The sequence below is a fragment of the Microvirga ossetica genome, from assembly GCF_002741015.1.
Lineage (GTDB): Bacteria > Pseudomonadota > Alphaproteobacteria > Rhizobiales > Beijerinckiaceae > Microvirga > Microvirga ossetica.
This window is the reverse complement of record NZ_CP016616.1, coordinates 1,965,918-1,985,596: the sequence shown is the minus strand read 5'-3', so window position 1 is coordinate 1,985,596 and position 19,679 is coordinate 1,965,918. Positions and strand designations below refer to the sequence as shown.

Here is a 19,679-nt window from a genome sequence, read left to right as displayed (position 1 = left end):
GTTTGCAAGATCAATCCCGGAGTTTGGCCGAGAACGATTATGAGCCTTTCCCTCTCCCTTGAGGGGAGGGGTAGGAGTGGGGGGTGGTTCGACGGGGTGAGAGATTGCCGTCACTCCGCCACGTCATGGCCAGGCTCGTCCCGGCCATCCCGACTCCATGAAGCGCTACGCTTTTCCAATCGAGATCAAAGGCACAAGGCCGGTGATGACGTGGGAGGAGGAGCATCGCTGGTACTTATCCCAGCGCAGCATCCCGACTTTTCGACCCCCACCCTCAATCCCTCCCCGCAAGGGGGAGGGAAGCACGCGCCACACTCTTCCAGGTCAGTCTCTTAGAAAGGCGGATGGTACTGATAGAGCCAGGTCTCGCTCAGGACCTCGTTCTCGTTGCGCAGGTAGCAGCGCATCTCCACAGGGTCGGTACCGTTCACCGTCAGGTCGAACTGGGTACGCCAGTGGCCGGGCACGTTGTCGGGCACGGCCTCGGTGAGGACGTTCGAGAACTCGCCGCGGGTCGCGGTGAGCACGGGCTTGGGGATCACCCCGCTCGGCAGCTTGGTCAGGGGCGGCCCGAGAAACTCGATCATGAACTTGCGCACGCCCCTCGGGCGGGATGTGCCGGCCTGCCCGCCATTGCCGAGGCGGGTGGCCACGATCCGGGCGAGGGGGGTCGGATAGGGCTCCTCCGCCGACCAGTGCATGCGATAGCGGAATTCGAGCGCCTGTCCGGCGCGCACGGGATCCGCCGGAACCCACATGGCGACGATGTTGTCGTGGATCTCGTCGTCGGTGGGGATCTCGACGAGCTGGATCGAGCCCCGGCCCCAGGTTCCCTGCGGCTCGATCCAGAGAGAGGGGCGGCGGTCGTAATAGACGCCGTCGAGGTAATGGTCGAAGTTCCGGTCGCGCTGGAGCAGGCCGAATCCCTTCGGGTTCTCGTCGGTGAAGGCCGAGGTGATGATGCGCGGCGGGTTGTTGAGCGGGCGCCAGATGCGCTCGCCGCTGCCGGTCCACAGCGCCAGCCCGTCCGAATCGTGGATCTCGGGGCGCCAGTCGACGGCGGTGGCCTTCGCCTTTTCCGAATACCAGTACATGGAGGTCAGGGGCGCGATGCCGAGGCGGCTCACGTCCTGGCGCATGAAGACGTTGCTGTCGATGTCCATGACGATCGCAGCGGCCCGCTGCATGACGAAGCGATAGGCGCCGGCGACGCTGGGGCCGTCGAGCAGAGCATAGATCGTGACCGTGTCCGAGCCTGCTTGAGGGGTTTCGAAATAGACATGGGTGAAGTCGGGGAATTCCTCGTTCTTCCCGAAGACGGCGACGTCGACGGCAAGCCCGCGGGCGGAGAGGCCGTACTGGGAAAGCTCGCCGATGGCCCGGAAATAGGAGGCGCCGAGGAAGGCGACCCAGTCGTTCTTCTTCCAGTCGAGCTTGCCGTTGCGGGCCTCCTGGAAGCGGAAGCCGGCGAAGCCCGAATTGGCCGGCAGGCCATGGGCCGGGGAATTCGCCGGCATGTCGAAATAATCGGGATCGTAGACGATCTCGCGCGCCTGCCCGCCCTCGACCACATGCATGCGCACCGGCTTCTGGAAGAACCGGCCGAGATGGAAGAAGGTGACCGGGAACTCGCTCGGGCCATTGGCCCAGAGCGCGAGATCGGTCTTGAACCGGATCTTGCCGTGCGCGTCGTAATCGATCTGCTGCAGGATCTCCGGCGAAGGGCTCGGCGGCGCCACGTAAGGCATGCGCGACATGGTCTGGGCGCGCCGCTTCAGCTCCTCGAAGGAGAACGGGGCGGGCGCTGCCATTTTCAGGCCTTGCTGTGCCAGGACCTGGCCGGAAAAGCCTTGCGCAGCAAGGGCGGCCGTGGCGGTGGCGGTTTGAAGGAAGCGGCGGCGATTGATCATGGATGAGCGCATGTGATCTCTGGGAAGGACGCACCCCTACCGACCAAGGTGGCAGGATTAAGTCCCTCTTAGCCTCTTGAGAAATCTTCGTCAGCGGTCAATGTAGGCCCACACACAGGCGTAGCGGAAGCCGCGCCATAAATTAGGGAGTACGCCATGTATCGAAACGTCATGCGCCGCGTCATCGGCGCAGCGGCCGCCCTTGCGCTTGCGGGTGCGAGCGTGCCGGCCCAGGCCCAAGACTTCATCAACGTCCTGACCGGCGGCACCTCCGGCGTCTATTACCCGCTCGGCGTCGCGCTTTCCAAGGTCTTCACCGACAAGGTGCAGGGCTCCCGTCCGTCGGTCCAGGCCACCAAGGCTTCGGTGGAAAACCTCACCCTCCTGCAGCAGGGCAAGGGCGAGATCGGCTTCACCCTCGGCGACAGCCTCGCCATGGGCTGGGCCGGCGACGAGGAAGCCGGCTTCAAGGGCAAGCTCGACAAGCTGCGCGGCATCACCGCCATCTATCCCAACTACATCCAGGTGGTGGCGACCCAGGAATCCGGCATCAAGTCGCTGGCGGATCTTAAAGGAAAGCGCCTCTCCGTCGGCGCGCCGAAATCCGGCACCGAGCTCAACGCCCGGGCGATCCTCCAGGGCGCGGGCCTGACCTACAAGGATCTCGGCAAGGTCGAGTATCTGCCCTTCGGCGAATCCGTCGAGCTGATGAAGAACCGCCAGCTCGACGCCACCCTGCAATCGGCAGGCCTCGGCGTCTCCTCGATCCGCGACCTCGCCACCTCGGTGCCGATCGTCGTGGTGGAGATCCCGGCCGCCGTCGTGGACAAGGTCGGATCGCCCTACGTGAAGGTCACGATCCCCGCCAACACCTATGGCGGCCAGACCGCTCCCGTGCAGACGGCCGCTGTGGTGAACTACCTCGTCACCCATTCCGGCATGAAGGACGAGGCCGTCTACCAGATGACCAAGGCGATCTACGACAGCCTGCCAGATCTTGCCGCAGCCCATGCCGCAGCCAAGGACATCAAGCTGGAAAGCGCGCTCTCCGGCATGCCTGTCCCGATGCATCCGGGCGCGCAGCGCTATTTCGACGAGAAGGGCGTGAAGAAGCAGGGCTCCTAAACCCTTCGGACCATTTACAATCAGGCCGGGGCAGGTGAACTGCTCCGGCCTTTTTTATGAGACTGAAGAACGATCATCGAGGAGACGCTGCGCGATGAGCCAGGGTGTGAACACGTCGGAAATCGCTCAGATGGAAGCGCCGGCCGAATCCGTAAATCCCGAGCATGGGCTGCCGGAGAGCTTCGGCGAAGGCCTCACCGGCCGGCTTCTGTTCTGGATCGCCGTCTCGTTCTCCACCTTCCAGATCATCACCTCCTTCGGCATTCCCCTCGACCAGCCCTTCATCGCGGGCTTGAGCCTCACGCATCTCTGGGGCGTCGCCATGGTGGCCTGGGCGGCCTGGCTGATCGGGCTTGCCGTGCGCCGCCGCAGCATCGTCGACGGCGCCATGGCCTGGCTTGCCGTTGCCGGCGCCTTCGGGCTCGTCCTCTGGTTCGGCGGCAGCATGCCGAGCCAGGTCGTGCGCACCATCCATGTGGGCTTTCTCTGCCTCGTCGCCGGAGCGATGATCGCCAACCACCGCTCCGGCTCGTCGTCCCTGCGCGCCGTCGGCTGGATCGTCGGCGTCGCCAGCTTCCTGGTCGGGCTGTACCATTGGGCGCTCTACGAGGAGCTGATCGTTCGCGCGGGCGAACTCACCACGCTCGATCTCGTCGTCGGCATCGCCGGGATCGCCATCCTGATCTATCTCATCTGGCGCGTTATGGGACCGGCCCTTCCGATCGTCGCCGGCCTGTTCCTGTCCTATTGCCTGTTCGGACATTGGCTTCCGGCCCCTCTCGACCATCGCGGCTATTCCCTCGAGCAGGTGGTCGAGCACATGGCGTTAGGAACGGAGGGCATCTACGGCACGCCGACGCTTGTTTCGTCCACCTACATCTTCCTGTTCATCCTGTTCGGCGCCTTCATGGAGAAGGCCGGCGTCATCGATTTCTTCAACGACATCTCGATGGCGGTGTTCGGCGACAAGCAGGGCGGCCCCGGCAAGGTCTGCGTGGCCTCCTCCGCGCTCATGGGCACGGTCTCCGGCTCCGGCGTCGCCAACGTGGTGGCCTCGGGCCAGTTCACGATTCCCCTGATGAAGCGCTTCGGCTTCACTTCTGCCTTCGCCGGCGGCGTCGAGGCGACCTCGTCCATGGGCGGCCAGATCATGCCGCCGGTCATGGGAGCGGTCGCCTTCATCATGGCCGAGACCATCGACGTGCCGTATTCGAAGATCGTCGAAGCCGCGATCATTCCCGCAATCCTCTATTTCGCGGCCTGCTATCTCGCGGTGCATCTGGAAGCCGGCAAGCGCAACCTGCGCGGCCTGCCGAAGAGCGAATTGCCGAACGCCTGGACCGAGCTGAAGACGAAATGGTTCCTCATCGCTCCGCTCGGGGTGCTCGTCTATCTGCTCTTTACCGGCTACACGCCGCTCTTCGCCGGCGCGGTGGGCCTGTCGCTCACCGTGGCGCTCATTCTTGGCACCGCCATCGCCACCGGTCTCGGCACACAGGCTCTTCGCATCGCATTCTGGGTCGGGCTTGCCCTGGTGGCCGCTTATTCGCTCGCCTCGACCGTGACCCTCGTCGTTCTCGTCGTGGCGGCCCTGTCCCTATGGAACGCCTTCTCCGGCCGCGGGCGCACGACGCTTCAGGCCTGCGTCGAGGCCATGGCGGACGGTGCGCGCCAGGCCTTGCCCGTTGGCCTCGCCTGCGCCGTGGTCGGCATCGTGATCGGCACCATGACGCTCACCGGGCTCGGCACCATCGTCGGAACCTGGATGATCTCCATCGGCAAGGAGAACATCTTTGCGGCCCTCGTGCTCACGATGATCTTCAGCCTGATCCTCGGCATGGGCATCCCGACGATCCCGAACTACATCATCACCTCGTCGCTCGCTGCCCCCATCCTGCTGCAGCTCGACGTGCCGCTCATCGTCTCGCACATGTTCGTGTTCTATTTCGGCATCATGGCAGACCTGACGCCGCCGGTGGCGCTCGCGGCCTTCGCGGCGGCGCCGATGGCGAAGGAATCGGGCCTCAAGATCGGCGTCCAGGCGGTCCGGATCGCGCTGCCCGGCTTCGTCATTCCCTACATGGCCGTCTACGACCCGACCCTGATGCTGCAGCCGGTGCCTGGGCTCGAAGGCGTGGGCTACTGGCTCGCGGTGGTCTACATCGTGCTCAAGGCGACACTTGCCATGACATTGTGGGGAACAGCCTCCATCGGCTATTTCCTGAAACCCCTGTCCTGGTGGGAGCGCCTCTGGGCGACCGTCGCAGCGGCTCTGCTCGTGGCGGCGATCCCGCTCACCGACGAGGTCGGCTTCGTGCTCTCCGCCCTCTTCGTCGGGTTCCACGTCTGGCAGACGCGCCGGGTCGCTACGCCTGCCATTAGTCGATGATCTGCCTGCTCGCCGGCTCCACGATCGCGCCCCTCATGGCGGGCGCGATCACGCTCGCCTGGACCCATTCGGTCGAGAAGATCGTGTGGGAGGAGGATTGGCGCTCGACGCCGGCGGGGCTCGAGCTCGTCGAGGCGCGGGTGCGCGGCTTCGGGGCCGGCATGGAGCCGCCGCCGGAGGCGAGGCTCGTCAACGGGGTCTGGTCGTGGAGGCCGAACCTGCCGCCTCAAGCCCAGGTGATCATGCGCCGCTCGGGCGGGACGGCAGATTGGCGGATCTGCATCGCGGGCCAGTGCCGTCCGATGGAGGCTTATGTGCCGCCTGCGGCCGACCCGGTGGTGATGAAGATTTGCGAAGGCGTTCGACAGCCCTAATGAACACCGTTCTCATCCTGAAAGTCTGGCCTGATCCCTAAGCCCTCATCCTGAGGGCCGCCGGAGGCGGCGTCTCGAAGGATCAGGGCGCCTCCAGAGAACACTGGAGCCTCCTTCGAGACGCAGCTGCGCTGCTCCTCAGGATGAGGTCGAGAGTTTGATAAGCCAGCCTCTTAGGATGAGGTTCTGGTAATGACCTTGCTGAATGCCGATTAGGCCCGGCCCGTGAGCGGCTCGACGGCGACGCAGCGGCGCCAGAGATGGACCAGGGTGTAGATGGCGAAGAGGCTGAAGAGGACCATCAGCGCGTAGCCGACATAGTCGCCGAGCTCGAACAGGCCCGCGATGGCCCAGCCGGCGGCGATCGCCACGCCGAAGACTTCCGCGCCCACCAGGATCATGATGCTCATGATGGTGATCACGTTGCGCCAGTTGGTGCTTTTCGCCTGAGCCAAGGTTGCCTCACTCCGTTTCTTGCAGATGGGACTACCCTAAACGCCCCCTCGGGTGCAAGGTCTCCCCGAATCTCATTCTGTCGCGCCCCACATTCAAGGCCCATGCCCGAAACCCCCGTCTTCTCGACCGCCGCCGTCGCGGCTCCTCATCGGCTCGCAGCCGAGACCGGCCAGACGATCCTGGCTGCCGGCGGCAATGCGGTCGAGGCCATGGTCGCCATGGCGGCGACGATTGCCGTGGTCTATCCGCACATGAACGGGCTCGGCGGAGACGGCTTCTGGCTCGTACGCGAACCGAGAGGCCGTATCCATGCCCTCGACGCCTCGGGGCCGGCCGGCTCGCTCGGCACCATCCGGCGCTACCGGGACAAGCACTACGACGCCATCCCGCCGCGCGGGCCCGATGCTGCGCTCACTGTCGCAGGGGCCGTGAGCGGATGGGGGCTGGCGCTGGAGCTCGCCCGGGCGCTCGGCGGGCAGATGCCCCTCGATCTCCTGCTCGGCGATGCCATCCGCTTTGCCCGCGAAGGCCATGCCGTCGCTGCGGCGGAGGGGCGAAATCCGCTTCTGGAGGAGGCCGCCCTGTTTGCCGCTCCCGGCTTTGCCGAGGCCTTCCTCGTCGAGGGCAAGCTCCCGGAGGCCGGCACGCAGCGAAAGAGCCTCAAGCTCGCCGATACCCTCGACCGGCTCGCCCATGCGGGCCTGGCCGATTTCTACCGGGGCGATGTGGGACGCGAGATCGCCGCGGATCTGGAGAGGATCGAGAGCCCCGTCACCCGCAAGGACCTGGAACGTTACCGCGCCCGGGTGGTGCAGCCCCTGTCGGTCCGGCTGGGGCATTCGACCGTCTACAACCTGCCGCCGCCGAGCCAGGGGCTGGCCTCGCTCCTGATCCTCGGGATGTTCGAACGGCTGAACGTGAAGCATGGTGAGACGCCGGAGCACCACCACGGACTGATCGAGGCCGTCAAGCGCGCCTTCGCCATCCGCGACCGGGTGGTGACCGATCCTAGGGAACTCACCCACAACCCGGCCGACTTCCTCACCCCCGCCGCGCTGGAACGGGAGGCGTCCATGATCGAGAGCCGCCGCGCCGCGCCTTACCCGCCACGTTCGGCCGAGGGCGATACGGTCTGGATGGGCTGCATCGACAGGGACGGGCTGGCGGTGTCCTACATCCAGTCCGTCTACTGGGCCTTCGGCTCCGGCTGCGTGCTGCCGGCAACGGGCGTCCATTGGCACAACCGGGGCCTCGGTTTCTCCCTCGACCCCAAGAGTCTCAGAGCCCTGGAGCCGGGCCGCAAGCCCTTTAACACCCTCAATCCGGGCCTTGCCGTCTTCAATGACGGGCGCGTGCTCTCCTACGGAACCATGGGCGGCGACGGGCAGCCGCAGACCCTGGGCCAGATTTTTACCCGCTATGCCGATTTCGGCATGAGCCTCGCCGATGCGGTGGACGCGCCGCGCTGGCGCTTCGACAAAGCATGGGGTGCGTCCTCCGCAACCCTGAAGGTGGAGGATCGCTTCGATCCAGGCCTGCTGCGAGCCTTGTCCGGCTTCGGCCATCCTATCCAAGAACTGGGCAAGCCCTATGCCGATGCGCTCGGCCATGCGGGTATGCTGGTGAAGCACCCGCGCAACGGGCGCGTCGAGGCCGTGCACGATCCGCGTTCGGATGGCGGATCGCTCGGCCTCTAGCCAACCGCCCAGAGGCCGTAGAGGAGGCTTGCTCCCAGGACGAGCACGAAGGCGGCCGCCAGAAGCTCGAGCCCCGCGATGGCGATGGCGCCCGAGGCTCCGCGTCCGCCGGCGATTCTCAAAGCCGCTGCCTTGAAGAAGACCGCGAGCGCGGCGATGGCGCCGGTGGTGAGCGCCGTGCCGAGCGCCATGGCGAAGGCGGCGGCGATGCCCGCCGCGAAGACGCCTTGCGACAGGGCGAAGACCAGGACGATGAGGGCCCCCGCGCAGGGGCGGATCCCGGCGGCGATCGCCACGCCCGCCATGTCGCGAAAGCGCGTCAGGCGGCCGAGTTCCTCGGGCGGCGGCATGTGGACGTGGTCGCAATCGTCCTGAACCAGGGCGAGCGGGTTGCGGCTCAAGGCCAGCACGCCCAAAAACTTGCCCGCCTTGCGCCAGGCGATGACCGCGCCGAGCAGGGCGACGGCGAGAAAGCTCGCCAACTCCACGTTCATCGCGAGCTTGTTCATGGTGGAGGCGGTGGCGCGCAGCAGGATGCTTACGACGGACACGATGGCGATGGCGACCAGGGCCTGCACGAGGGCGGCCGCGAGGCTCAAGGCGAAGCCCTTGCGCAGGGCCTTCTCGTCGGCCACGAGATAGGCCGAGATCACGCCCTTGCCGTGCCCGGGGCCGGCGGCATGGAAGATCCCATAGGCGAAGCCGACAAGAAGGAGGGAGTACAGCGCCGAGCCGTTCTGCTTCATCTCCCGCACGCCCGCCTGCAGGTTGCCGTAGAAGCCGGATTGCACCGACAGGATCCAGGCGCCGAGGCTTCCCGACGGCGTCGCCTCGCGCAGGCCCATGCCGAACGGGTTGCGCGGCGGCGGCTTGCTCACCGGTCCGAGCCAGAGGCCGATCAGCCCCATCGCCAGGGCGATGATGGCGACGGCCGCCAGCATGATTCCGAGCCGCCGCCACAGCGGTGCGCGAGCGGGGTTCGGAAGGGCAGGGGCGTCGGATATCAGGGACATGCGATGATGGCCCTGTTGGAATATTCGATGCCGATATCCTGCGTCTGGATCGCGCCTTCGTCCTGCAGGATCTGCTGCATGGTGGCATCGAGCGGCTTGGCCTTGGCGATGCTGGTCACGCAGCCCTGCGGCGCATCGGCGAGTGAGATGGGCGCCTGGCCCTCCGAGAGGCTGAAATAGACGAAGAAGGTCGGATCCTCGATCTCGATGGAGACGGCCCCCGAGGGCACCGCCGGCGCTTTCAGCGGCAGGAAGAAGGACATGGAAACTTGGGTCTTCTCCATGCTCATCCGAGCCTCACGCGGCGGATCGAAGGCCTGCGGCTTGCCGCGGGCTTTGAGCACCGTGAAATAATCGAACTCGTTCAGGGAGGCGGCATTCTCGGTGGCGAGGTCCTGGAGCTCTTCCGGGGAGAGCTTGCCGTCGTTGTTCGTGTCGAGCCCTTGCGTAACGTAAGCCGTATAGGCCTCGTCGAAGGTCCAGTGGTGGCGCACGCCGGTCACCTTCCCGTCGGGCGCGAAGACGACCTCCGCCTTGGCGGTGACCCAGACATGGGGATGCGCGAGCGCCGGCGAGGCCAGTCCCATGCCTACGGCGGCCAGGGAGGATTTCAGACCGAGACGGCGTTTCATGCGTTGACCCTGGAAAAGCGACGCTCCGAAAGCGATATGCCGCTTTCATGGTTAACAGAGGCGAAACGAAGGCGCGACCGAGACGGCTCGATTGACGGCCTCCGGAAAATATGTCAGCATTACTGACATATTTCATGACAAGAAGACCGGAACACCGGCAGCGGGGCAAAAGGCTCCAGGAGGACAACGGGTCATGGCCGACGGTCAGGTGGCGCTCCGTAACGTTACGCTCGACGACAAATACGATCTCTCCAAGGATCACGTCTTCATCACCGGCACGCAGGCCGTCATCCGCATGCTGCTGATGCAGCGCGAGCGCGACAGGCTCGCGGGCCTGAGCACGGCCGGTTTCGTCTCCGGCTATCGCGGCTCCCCCATCGGCGGCCTTGACCAGAATCTCTGGCGCGCCCGGAAATGGCTGGAGTCCTCCAACATCGTCTTCCAGCCGGGCCTCAACGAGGAGCTTGCCGCGACCGCCGTCTGGGGCTCGCAGCAGGCCGAGATTCGCGGCGACGGCAAGTATGACGGCGTGTTCGGCCTCTGGTACGGCAAGGGGCCCGGCGTCGACCGCTCCGGCGACGTGTTCCGCCACGCCAACATGGCCGGCTCCTCGAGGCACGGCGGCGTGCTGGCGCTGATGGGCGATGACCACACGGCGGAATCCTCCACCGTCGCGCATCAATCCGAATTCCACTTCGTCGACGTGATGATCCCGATCCTGAATCCGGCGGGCGTTCAGGAGATCCTCGATTACGGCCTCTACGGCTACGCCATGAGCCGCTTCTGCGGCACCTGGGTCGCCTTCAAATGCGTGAAGGACAACATCGAATCGACCGCCTCCGTCGATGCGTCCCTCGACCGGGTGAAGATCGTCATCCCCGACGACTTCACCATGCCGCCGGGCGGGCTGAACATCCGCAACCGCGACGGCGTGCTCGACCAGGAGGCGCGGCTTCAGGATTTCAAGCGCGACGCCATGCTGGCTTTCGTGCGCGCCAACAACCTCAACCGCATCGTTCTCTCCGGCGGCCGCAACGCGAAGATCGGCATCATCACCGTCGGCAAGTCCTATCTCGACGTGCGCCAGGCTCTCGACGAGCTCGGCCTCGACGAGGTCAAGGCGAACGACATGGGGCTCCGCCTCTACAAGGTCGCCTGCCCGTGGCCACTCTCGCAACGCGAGCTCGTCGATTTCGCGCGCGGCCTCGACAAGGTCATCGTGGTCGAGGAGAAGCGCTCCCTCATCGAGGTGCAGCTGCGCGAGGAGCTTTACGGCACCGCCAACCAGCCGCTCTGCATCGGCAAGAAGGACGAGGAGGGCCGCTGGCTCTTCCCGGTGAAGGGCGCGCTCGATCCCAACGACATCGCCATCGTCATCGGCGAGCGGCTGCTCGCCTATCACAACAACGACGACCTGCGCGGCCGCGTGGCGCGGCTTCGCCATGCGCAGGAGGTGCTCGTCGCCACCAGCGACGTGGCGACCCGCACGCCGCATTTCTGCTCCGGCTGCCCGCACAATTCCTCGACCAAGGTGCCGGACGGCATGCGCGCCTATGCGGGCATCGGCTGCCATTACATGGTGCAGTGGATGGATCGCTCCACCGAAGGCTTCACGCAGATGGGCGGCGAGGGCGCGAACTGGATCGGCGAGGCGCCGTTCTCGAAGCGCGGCCACGTGTTCCAGAATCTTGGCGACGGCACCTACAACCATTCCGGCGTTCTGGCCCTGCGCTGGTCGATCCACACCAAGACCAACGTCACATATAAAATCCTGTTCAACGACGCGGTCGCCATGACCGGCGGGCAGCCGCATGAGGGCAAGCTCACCGTCGACATGATCGCCCGACAGGTGCGCGAGGAGGGCGTCGAGCGCATCGCGCTGGTCACCGACGAGCCGGACAAATATCCCAAAGAGATGCGCTGGCCGTCCGGCATGACGATCCATCACCGCAGCGAGCTCGATTCCGTGCAGCGCCGGCTGTCGGAAGTCTCCGGCGTGACGGTGATGATCTACGATCAGACCTGCGCCTCGGAAAAACGCCGCCGCCGCAAGCGCGGCGAGTTCCCGGATCCGGACAAGCGCGTCATCATCAACGACCTCGTCTGCGAGGCCTGCGGCGATTGCTCCGTGCAGTCGAACTGCGTCGCCGTGCAGCCGGTCGAGACCGAGTTCGGCCGCAAGCGCCAGATCGACCAGTCGAACTGCAATAAGGACTTTTCCTGCGTGAACGGCTTCTGCCCGTCCTTTGTGACGGTGCACGGCGCCGAGATCAGGAAGGCGGTCCCCGAGACCGCCTCGACGGACGGCGCGGCGTTCAAGCCGCTGCCCGATCCGGCGATCCCCTCCATCGACCGCACGTTCAATGTGATCGTCACGGGTGTGGGCGGCACGGGCGTCGTGACGATCGGCGCGATCCTCGGCATGGCGGCCCATCTCGAAGGCAAGGGGCTGGGCATGATCGATATGGCCGGCCTCGCCCAGAAGGGCGGCGCGGTCTACAGCCATGTGCGGCTCGCCAACAACCAGGACGACATCCATGCCATCCGCGTGAGCGCGGAATCGGCGCATCTCGTGCTCGGCTGCGATCTCGTGGTCACCGGCACCAAGAAGGTGCTGGCCTCCGTGAAGGAGGGACAGACCGCGCTCGTGGTGAACACGGCGGAGGTGATGCCGGGCGAGTTCACCCGCAACGCCGATTTTTCCCTGCCGACCGAGCGCCTGAAGCGCGCAATCAAATCGGCCGCGGGTGCGGATGGCGTGTCCTTCGTCGACGCGACGGCGGTTGCGACTGCGCTTCTCGGCAATGCGATCGCCGCCAACATGTTCATGCTGGGCTATGCCTACCAGACCGGCCGCGTTCCGCTCTCCGGTGAAGCCATCGAGAAGGCGATCGCGCTCAACGGTGAAGCCGTGAAGATGAATCTTTCCGCCTTCACCTGGGGCCGCCGCGCGGCTGCGGAACCCGAGCTGATCGCCGCCATGATGAGCGAACTGAAGGCGCCGACGGAATCGCGCAAGCTCTCCGAGACGCTGGATGAAGTGATCGAGCGCCGCGTCGCGTTCCTGTCGGATTATCAGAACGCGCGTTACGGTCGGCGCTACGGCAATCTCGTCGGGCGCGTGCGTGAAGCGGAAGAGAAGGCGGTGCCGGGTTCGACCGCGCTCACCGACGCGGTGGCACGCTCGCTGTTCAAGCTCATGGCCTACAAGGACGAGTACGAGGTGGCGCGTCTCTACACGAACGGCCATTTCGAGAAACAGGTGGCATCCGCCTTCGAGGGCGACAACCTGCGTTACGAGTTTCACATGGCGCCGCCGATCCTCGCCACGAAGGACCCGGTCACGGGCCTGCCGCGCAAGATGAGCTTCGGGCCGTGGATGCTCAAAGCCATGGGCGTGCTGGCGAAGTTCAGGCGGCTTCGCGGCACGCCTCTCGACGTCTTCGGCTACAATCACGAGCGCCGCACCGAGCGCCAGCTCGTTCGCGAGTTCGAGGGGCTGATCGCGGAGATCGTGGCGAAGCTCGATGCCGGCAATCATGCTGCCGCTGTCGGGCTCGCGGGCATCCCGCAGAAGATCCGCGGCTTCGGTCACGTCAAGGAGCGTAACTTGAAAGCGGCGAAGGCGGAGGAGGCGGACCTGCTGGCCAAGTTCCGCGCCGATCCGCAGCCGCTGCCGATTGCGGCGGAGTAAACGGTTCAACTATCGTCATCCCGGACGAGCGAAGCGAGATCCGGGATCGCTTTCAGAATTGAGCGCCTGAATCACCACTGTCATCCCCGCGCAGGCGGGGATCCATAAACACCATTCTGCGAGAATGAAGTACCGTCACCGGTTATGGATTCCGGGCTCCGCTGCGCGGCCCCGGAATGACAGTGCTTTGCTGGTCTTGCGATCCCGGATCGGCTGACGCCGTCCGGGATGACTGCATTATTCACCCCTGCGTCGCCTCGACGAAGCTCTTCGCCACCTTCGGCACGTTCGCCTCGTTGAGGCCCGCCACGCACATGCGGCCGGAGCCCACGAGATAGACGCCGTCGCGCTCGCGCATGGTGTCGACCTGTTGTGCGCTCAGTCCCGTATAGCTGAACATGCCGCGCTGGGTCGTGAGGAAATCGACGTCGATCTCGTTCGAGATGGCGCGGATCTCGTCGGCGAGACGCTTGCGCACGGAATCCATGCGATTGCGCATGGTCCCGACCTCGCGCTCCCATTGCGCGCGCAGGTCGTCGTTGCCGAGCACGGTGGCGACGAGGAGCCCGGCCGTCATCGGCGGGCTCGAATAGCTGCGGCGGACCGCGAGCTTCAATTGCCCGAGCACGCGCTCGGCCTCGTCCGCATCGCGGCAGACGACGCTCAAGCCGCCGCAGCGCTCGCCGTAGAGCGAGAAGTTCTTCGAGAAGGAATTGGCGACGAGGCAGCTCGCGCGCTCCGCATAGCGGCGCACGAAGGCGGCGTCCTCGTCGAGGCCGGTGCCGAAGCCCTGATAGGCCATGTCGAACACCACGATGTGGTGCTTGGCGACGAGCACGTCGGTGACGGCTTGCTGCTGGCGCTCGTCGAGATCGACGCCGGTCGGGTTGTGGCAGACCGGCTGAAGCACGACGATGGAGCCGTTCTCCGCGGTTTCCAGCGCCTTGACCATGCCGTCGAAATCGACCGAGCGGTTGGCGCGGTCCCAATAGGGATAGGTGGTGGTCTTGAAGCCCGCCCGCTGGAACAGGCCGTGATGGTTCTCCCAGGTCGGGTCGCTGACGAGGACGCTCCGGCCGGGGCAGTGCTTGGCGAGGAAGTCGGCGGCGATGCCGACCGCTCCCGTGCCGCCGATGGTCTGGATCGTCGCGACGCGCTTCTCGGCAACGGCCGGATGCCCGGCGCCGAAGACGAGCTTCTGCACACCCTCGCGATAGAGCGGGTGCCCTTCCATGGGCAGATAGGGCCGCTCCGCGAAGCCTGTCCGCTCATAGGCAGCCTTGACCGCAGCCAGCACCGGAATGCGGCCGTTCTCGTCCGTGTAGACGCCGATGCTGAGATTGACCTTCTCCGTTCGTGGGTCGGCCTTGAAGCTGTCGTTGAGAGACAGGATTGGGTCTCCAGCGAAGGCTTCGACCTGTCCGAACAGTGATTCCGTCATGATGATCTCCAGGGCCATCGTGGCCGCATCGATTCCGTGCCGGCAGACCTAGCTCCGGTGGAGGGCTCTTCGCAAGGTTCTTCAGGCATCCAGGCGCCAGTCTATCGGCTCCAACCCCTTCCCCGCGAGCCATGCATTCGCCCGGCTGAAGGGCTTCGTGCCGCGGAAATCGTTGAGGCGGTTGAGCGGGGAGGGGTGGCCCGCCTCGATCACGAGATGCTTCGTCCGGTCGACGAGCGCTGCCCGCTTGCGGGCCGGGCCGCCCCAGAGCAGGAAGACGACGGCAGGCTGCTGCGCCGAGATCGCGGCGATGGCCTGGTCGACCAGGGCCGACCAGCCGAACTTCATATGCGCGCCCGATCGCCCGGCCTCGACGGTCAGCGCCGTGTTGATCAGGAGCACACCCTGCCTGGCCCATTTCGACAGGTCGCCCGATTTCGGCATCGGCACGTCCAGGTCTTGCGCCATCTCGGCGAGGATCGTGCGTAGGGATGCGGGCAGCCGGCGGGAGCCGCGATAGGAGAAGGCGAGGCCGTGGGAATCGCCCGGCGTCGGATAGGGGTCCTGGCCCAGAACGACCACCTTGACCTTGTCGAGCGGCGTCAGGGAGATGCTGGTGAACACCGCCTCCGGCGGCGGCAGCACCTGGGCGCCGGAGGCGACGACCGCGTCGACCTTGGCCGCGACACGATCCGCGCTCCCGTCCTGGAAGAAGGGGAGGCCGAGCCATCCCGAGACCTGGGGGGCGACGCGGAACGCGGCGAGCGCTTGGCTGATGGGTCCGGTCATGGGGAGAGAATGCCTTTGAGTGAGGTCGGGCACAATCGATGTGCCGGCTAAGGGATCTGGCGGCGGCGGATGAAAAAGACGTCGGGAATGCCACGAATCCGGGCGTGGAATCCGTCGACAGAATGTTACTTCTGTGACACGTTGCCGGTCTAGGTTCCATGGCCCTCACCCACGGATCCAACCTTCTACGAGGACCTTACATGATGCTTCAGAGCCGCCCTTCCGCTGCGTTTCGCGCCGGGTTCCTTGGATTGTCCATGCTGCTGTCGGGCACGGCCCTAGCGCAGGAGGCCGTCACGATCCGCTTCGTCCAGACCAACGACATCGACCGCATGAGCCCCGAGAAGGGCCGCGGCGGCTTTGCCAAGCTGGCCACCGTCATCAAGGAGGAGAAGGCGAAGGGCAATGCCTTCTTCGTCCATGCCGGCGACACGATTTCGCCCTCGCTCCTGTCGGGCTTCGACAAGGGTGCCCACGTCATCGACATCCTGAACCGCATGGGCGTCGATGCCATGGCGCCGGGCAACCACGAATTCGATCTCGGCGACGCGGCCTTCCGCGCCCGCATGGCCGAGGCCAAGTTCGACGTGCTGGCCACCAACATCGTCGACGGCAACGGCCTGCCGGCCAACACCAAGCCCGACAAGATGGTCGAGGTGCAGGGCATCAAAGTCGCGTTCTTCGGCCTCACCACCGAGGAGACCCCGATTGCGTCGAGCCCGGGCACCATCAAGTTCTCCTCCACCATCGACACGGCCCGCGCCAAGGCGAAGGAGCTGCGCGAGAAGGGCGCCGACATTGTCGTCGCCGTGGCCCACACGCCGCTCGAAGTTGACATGATCGTCGCCCGCTCCGCCGGCGTGGACCTGATCATCGGCGGCCATGACGAGCACCTGCTCGCCTTCTACGACGGCAAGGTCGCCCTCACGGAATCGGAGTCTCAGGCCAATTACGTGGTGATCACGGAGCTCGCCGTCACCAAGGCCACGAAGGACGGCAAGACCTCCGTCACCTGGTCGCCGAATTTCCGCATCATCGACAGCGCCACCGTGAAGCCCGATCCGGAGATCGAGGCCGTGGTGAAGGGCTATGAGGACAAGCTCTCCAAGGAGCTCGACGTCGAGATCGGCATGACCGAGACGGCGCTCGACAGCCGCCGCGCCACCGTGCGCGGAGGCGAGGCCGCCATGGGCAACCTGATCGCCGATGCGCTCAAGGCGGCGGTCGGCGCCGATGTCGCTCTCACCAATGGCGGCGGCATCCGTGCCGACAAGCAATATCAGGCCGGTCAGAAGCTGACCCGCCGCGATATCCTCTCGGAAATGCCCTTCGGCAACACCACCGTGCTGATCGAGGTGACCGGCGCGCAGATCAAGGATGCGCTCGAGAACGGCGTCAGCCAGGTGCGCGAGCTCGGCGGCCGCTTCCCGCAGGTCGCCGGCATCGTGGCCGAGGTCGAGGTGAAGGAGCCGGTCGGAAGCCGCGTGAAGTCGGTCAAGATCAATGGTGCGCCGCTCGATCCGGCCAAGACCTACAAGCTCGCCACCAACGACTTCGTGTCGCGCGGCGGCGACGGTTATCGTTCGTTCATCGGGGCCAAGTCGCTGATCGACGTCGCGGCAAGCCAGCTCATGGCAAGCCAGGTGATCGATTACGTGACCAAGGCCGGCAAGGTGTCGCCCAAGGTCGAAGGCCGCGTCGTCCTTCGCTGATCGGGCGACGTTTCACGTTCTCGCGCCGGAACCTGCAAGGGTTCCGGCGTTTTCATTAGGGCGGTGAGGCAATCTCCCGTCATTGGGTTCGATGGAGGTGGCGCAAATTCCCTCTCCATCAACGGTCGCTGCTGTGCCATTCTCGATGAGTACGGCGAATCTGCATTTCGATACGGTCTTATTACTTGCACGTCTCATCGCGCTCGGACCACATCAGCCTGGCTCAAAAACGCCGCCGCCGCTCGCTGGCGCGCGGCCGGCTGACCTTGTTCATGGGCCTGTTCGGGGTCGCGTTCATTCTCCTGACCTTCGGCTACATCGCCTGGGAGCAGCGCAACCGACTGATCCAGCGCAACGAGGACGACCTCGGGAACGCCGCCTTCTTCCTGGCCGATCACACGGCGCGGCTCCTCGAGGTGACGGACCTGACACTCAAACAGACCATCACCCTGGTGCAGGGACGCAACTGGGACGAGGTCGAAACCTCGAGGCCGCTCTGGCAGCAGATTCATGCGATCCAGGATTCCCTGCCCTATATCGAGGACATCTGGCTCAACGACCCGAGCGGCCGGCTTCGCCTGACATCGGCGCAGTTCCCGCCTCCCGCTGCGAAGGCGTCCGGTCGCGACGTCTTCAGCGCTCAGGCGAGCGAGGATCACGGCCTGTTCGTCGGCGAGCCGATGCTGGGGCGGGTCTCGAAGGTGCCGACCTTCATGATCAGCCGCCGTCTTTCGAGCGCGAACGCGGAGTTCGGCGGCACCGCCTCCGTCACCGTCTCCCTGTCCTATTTCTACGATTACTGGTCGAAGGTCCGGCTGCCGAGAGGAGGCCGGGTCGCCCTGATGCGGGCCTCCGACGCAGCGGTCATCGCGCAATATCCGCCGCCGCCCGATGGGCTCTCTTTCGCGCCAATCGACAAAGCGGCCTTCGATGAAGCGCTGCGGACCACCGCTCAGGCAGGCCTGTATTCGTACATCGCCGAAGGCAGAGAGCGGACAGGGGCCTATCGCCAGGTTGGCGGGGTGCCTCTGTACATGAATGTGAGCATGCCGGTCGATGCCTATTGGACGCCCTGGTATGTCCAAACGCGGCTCTACGGCGCCTTCGCGCTCATTGCCCTTCTGGCCTTGCTGGCGCTGACCGCGCTCGCTTCCGAGCAGTTTCACGAGCAGGCAGCCAATGCGGCGCTGCTGGAACGCCAGGTGTCGGTGCGGACGAACGAGCTGCGCACCGAGACCGCCGCGCTGGAAATCCTCAACCGGACGGGGAGCGCGCTCGCGGCGGAACTCGACCTCGACCGCATCATCGAGAATGTCGTCGATGCCGGGATCGAGCTGACCGGGGCGCAGTTCGGCGCCTTTTTCTGCGGCCTGTCCCAGGACGGCAAGGAGCATTACGCGACATTCGGCACCAGCGGATTCAGCGAGGCCTTCGCCGCCCTGAACGTCCGGGAGATCGCCGCGCCGGCCTTCAAGGACGGCGAGACGGTGCGCCTCGACAATATCGCGGTCGAGCAGGGTCATGACGGGACGCCTTTCACGGCGGAGGCCGCACCCGAGGCTCCCGTGATCCGCAGCCTCATGGCGGTTCCCATCCTGCTGCGGACCGGCGAGATCCATGGCATTCTCGTCTTCGGGCACGAGAGGCCGCAGATGTTCAGCCAGCGCACGGAGCGGCTGCTCGGGGGCCTGACGGCCCAGGCCGCCATCGCGCTCGAGAACAGCCGCCTCTATCGCAACGCCCAGAGCGAGATCGAGGAGCGCAAGCAGGCCCAGACGCAGCAATCGCTGCTGATCCGCGAACTGCATCACCGTGTCAAGAACACGCTCGCCACCGTCCAGGCGGTGGTGGGCGCCACCGCCCGCTCGGCCCTGAGCATCGACGACTTCTACCATGCCTTCGTCGGGCGCATCATCTCGCTCGCCAACACGCATTCGCTGCTGACGGAGGCCGTGTGGCAGACCGCATCCCTGCGCGAGATCATGGAGAAGGAGCTGCGTCCCTATAACGATACCAGGGGCGAGCGCGTCAGGCTGGAGGGCCCCGCCGTGGAGCTGCCCTCAGAGGCTGCGGTGCCAATCGGCATGGCGATCCATGAACTGACCACCAATGCCGCCAAATATGGCGCCCTGTCGGTGCCGCGCGGACAGGTATCGGTCTCCTGGCAGGCCGAGCCGGTCGAGGATGGAACGCGGCTCAAGCTCGTCTGGCAGGAGCGGGGCGGGCCGAAAGTCTCCGCTCCCGCCAGGCAGGGCTTCGGCTCGCGCCTCCTGCACCGGGTGCTGGCGACGCAGCTCAACGCGAAGGTCGAGATGGATTTCGATCCGGAGGGGCTGCGCGTCGCCATCGACACCGTTCTCAAGCAGGCCCGGTTTCCCGAGATGGGCGTCTGACCCGGGCCGATGCGCTGAGGCGTCCTGTTGGCGGAACCGCCGCAACCTCTTATC

13 protein-coding genes are annotated in these 19,679 nt (G+C 65.6%); 7 read left to right on the top strand and 6 right to left on the bottom strand.

What is annotated here, in order from left to right:
• Positions 1-332: 332 nt before the first annotated feature.
• Positions 333-1,910: an OpgD/OpgG family glucan biosynthesis protein gene (locus BB934_RS09290; protein WP_099512714.1), complete on the bottom strand. Its 1,578-nt coding sequence runs from the start codon at positions 1,908-1,910 to the stop codon at positions 333-335.
• A gap of 171 nt (positions 1,911-2,081) precedes the next feature.
• On the opposite strand from BB934_RS09290, the gene BB934_RS09285 reads away from it, so the two are divergent.
• The 3 genes from BB934_RS09285 to BB934_RS09275 all read left to right on the top strand — a co-directional run bounded on the left by BB934_RS09285 (position 2,082) and on the right by BB934_RS09275 (position 5,798).
• Complete coding sequence (locus tag BB934_RS09285) at positions 2,082-3,035, top strand: TAXI family TRAP transporter solute-binding subunit (protein WP_162299209.1); 954 nt, start codon at positions 2,082-2,084, stop codon at positions 3,033-3,035.
• A gap of 94 nt (positions 3,036-3,129) precedes the next feature.
• The gene (locus BB934_RS09280) at positions 3,130-5,424 is read left to right on the top strand and encodes a TRAP transporter permease (RefSeq protein ID WP_099509373.1); all 2,295 of its coding nucleotides are present in this window, start codon (positions 3,130-3,132) and stop codon (positions 5,422-5,424) included.
• Positions 5,421-5,798, top strand: a complete 378-nt coding sequence (locus BB934_RS09275; protein ID WP_099509372.1) for a DUF1850 domain-containing protein — start codon at positions 5,421-5,423, stop codon at positions 5,796-5,798. Before BB934_RS09280 ends, BB934_RS09275 begins: the two co-directional genes overlap by 4 nt.
• Before the next feature lie 212 nt (positions 5,799-6,010).
• Here BB934_RS09275 and BB934_RS09270 read toward each other — a convergent pair whose 3' ends face one another.
• Positions 6,011-6,208, bottom strand: a complete 198-nt coding sequence (locus BB934_RS09270) for a hypothetical protein (RefSeq protein ID WP_099512713.1) — start codon at positions 6,206-6,208, stop codon at positions 6,011-6,013.
• 147 nt (positions 6,209-6,355) lie between these two features.
• On the opposite strand from BB934_RS09270, the gene BB934_RS09265 reads away from it, so the two are divergent.
• Positions 6,356-7,951, top strand: a complete 1,596-nt coding sequence (locus BB934_RS09265; RefSeq protein WP_099509371.1) for a gamma-glutamyltransferase family protein — start codon at positions 6,356-6,358, stop codon at positions 7,949-7,951.
• Here the strand turns inward: BB934_RS09265 and BB934_RS09260 are convergent.
• Together BB934_RS09260 and BB934_RS09255 are read right to left on the bottom strand one after the other, a co-directional pair.
• A complete protein-coding gene (locus BB934_RS09260) occupies positions 7,948-8,964 on the bottom strand; it encodes a nickel/cobalt transporter (protein ID WP_099509370.1) in 1,017 nt (338 codons plus the stop codon). The two genes, BB934_RS09265 and BB934_RS09260, sit on opposite strands and share 4 nt — an antisense overlap.
• Entirely contained in the window at positions 8,955-9,596 is a 642-nt protein-coding gene (locus BB934_RS09255) for a DUF1007 family protein (protein WP_099509369.1), read from the bottom strand. Before BB934_RS09255 ends, BB934_RS09260 begins: the two co-directional genes overlap by 10 nt.
• A 193-nt stretch (positions 9,597-9,789) precedes the next feature.
• Here BB934_RS09255 and BB934_RS09250 point away from each other — a divergent pair, with 193 nt between their 5' ends.
• Positions 9,790-13,290, top strand: coding sequence for an indolepyruvate ferredoxin oxidoreductase family protein (locus BB934_RS09250; RefSeq protein ID WP_099509368.1), 3,501 nt, complete (start codon positions 9,790-9,792; stop codon positions 13,288-13,290).
• Between the two features lie 241 nt (positions 13,291-13,531).
• Here the strand turns inward: BB934_RS09250 and BB934_RS09245 are convergent, their stop codons facing one another.
• Both BB934_RS09245 and ung read right to left on the bottom strand, forming a co-directional pair.
• On the bottom strand, positions 13,532-14,731 hold the full coding sequence (locus tag BB934_RS09245; RefSeq protein ID WP_237050229.1) for an amino acid aminotransferase: 1,200 nt from the start codon (positions 14,729-14,731) through the stop codon (positions 13,532-13,534).
• An 81-nt stretch (positions 14,732-14,812) separates the two neighbouring features.
• Positions 14,813-15,520: a uracil-DNA glycosylase gene (ung, locus tag BB934_RS09240; RefSeq protein ID WP_099509367.1), complete on the bottom strand. Its 708-nt coding sequence runs from the start codon at positions 15,518-15,520 to the stop codon at positions 14,813-14,815.
• A 200-nt stretch (positions 15,521-15,720) separates the two neighbouring features.
• Between ung and BB934_RS09235 the strand changes: the two genes are divergently transcribed.
• Entirely contained in the window at positions 15,721-17,232 is a 1,512-nt protein-coding gene (locus BB934_RS09235) for a bifunctional metallophosphatase/5'-nucleotidase (RefSeq protein ID WP_237050228.1), read from the top strand.
• A 185-nt stretch (positions 17,233-17,417) separates the two neighbouring features.
• Positions 17,418-19,625, top strand: a complete 2,208-nt coding sequence (locus tag BB934_RS09230) for a sensor histidine kinase (RefSeq protein ID WP_099509366.1) — start codon at positions 17,418-17,420, stop codon at positions 19,623-19,625.
• The last annotated feature ends 54 nt before the right edge of the window (positions 19,626-19,679 follow it).

Coding starts and splice junctions, on each gene's coding strand:
- BB934_RS09290 (WP_099512714.1), bottom strand. CDS start 1,910: ATGATCAATCGCCGCCGCTTCCTTCAAACCGCCACCGCCACGGCCGCC.
- BB934_RS09285 (WP_162299209.1), top strand. CDS start 2,082: ATGCGCCGCGTCATCGGCGCAGCGGCCGCCCTTGCGCTTGCGGGTGCG.
- BB934_RS09280 (WP_099509373.1), top strand. CDS start 3,130: ATGAGCCAGGGTGTGAACACGTCGGAAATCGCTCAGATGGAAGCGCCG.
- BB934_RS09275 (WP_099509372.1), top strand. CDS start 5,421: ATGATCTGCCTGCTCGCCGGCTCCACGATCGCGCCCCTCATGGCGGGC.
- BB934_RS09270 (WP_099512713.1), bottom strand. CDS start 6,208: ATGAGCATCATGATCCTGGTGGGCGCGGAAGTCTTCGGCGTGGCGATC.
- BB934_RS09265 (WP_099509371.1), top strand. CDS start 6,356: ATGCCCGAAACCCCCGTCTTCTCGACCGCCGCCGTCGCGGCTCCTCAT.
- BB934_RS09260 (WP_099509370.1), bottom strand. CDS start 8,964: ATGTCCCTGATATCCGACGCCCCTGCCCTTCCGAACCCCGCTCGCGCA.
- BB934_RS09255 (WP_099509369.1), bottom strand. CDS start 9,596: ATGAAACGCCGTCTCGGTCTGAAATCCTCCCTGGCCGCCGTAGGCATG.
- BB934_RS09250 (WP_099509368.1), top strand. CDS start 9,790: ATGGCCGACGGTCAGGTGGCGCTCCGTAACGTTACGCTCGACGACAAA.
- BB934_RS09245 (WP_237050229.1), bottom strand. CDS start 14,731: ATGACGGAATCACTGTTCGGACAGGTCGAAGCCTTCGCTGGAGACCCA.
- ung (WP_099509367.1), bottom strand. CDS start 15,520: ATGACCGGACCCATCAGCCAAGCGCTCGCCGCGTTCCGCGTCGCCCCC.
- BB934_RS09235 (WP_237050228.1), top strand. CDS start 15,721: ATGATGCTTCAGAGCCGCCCTTCCGCTGCGTTTCGCGCCGGGTTCCTT.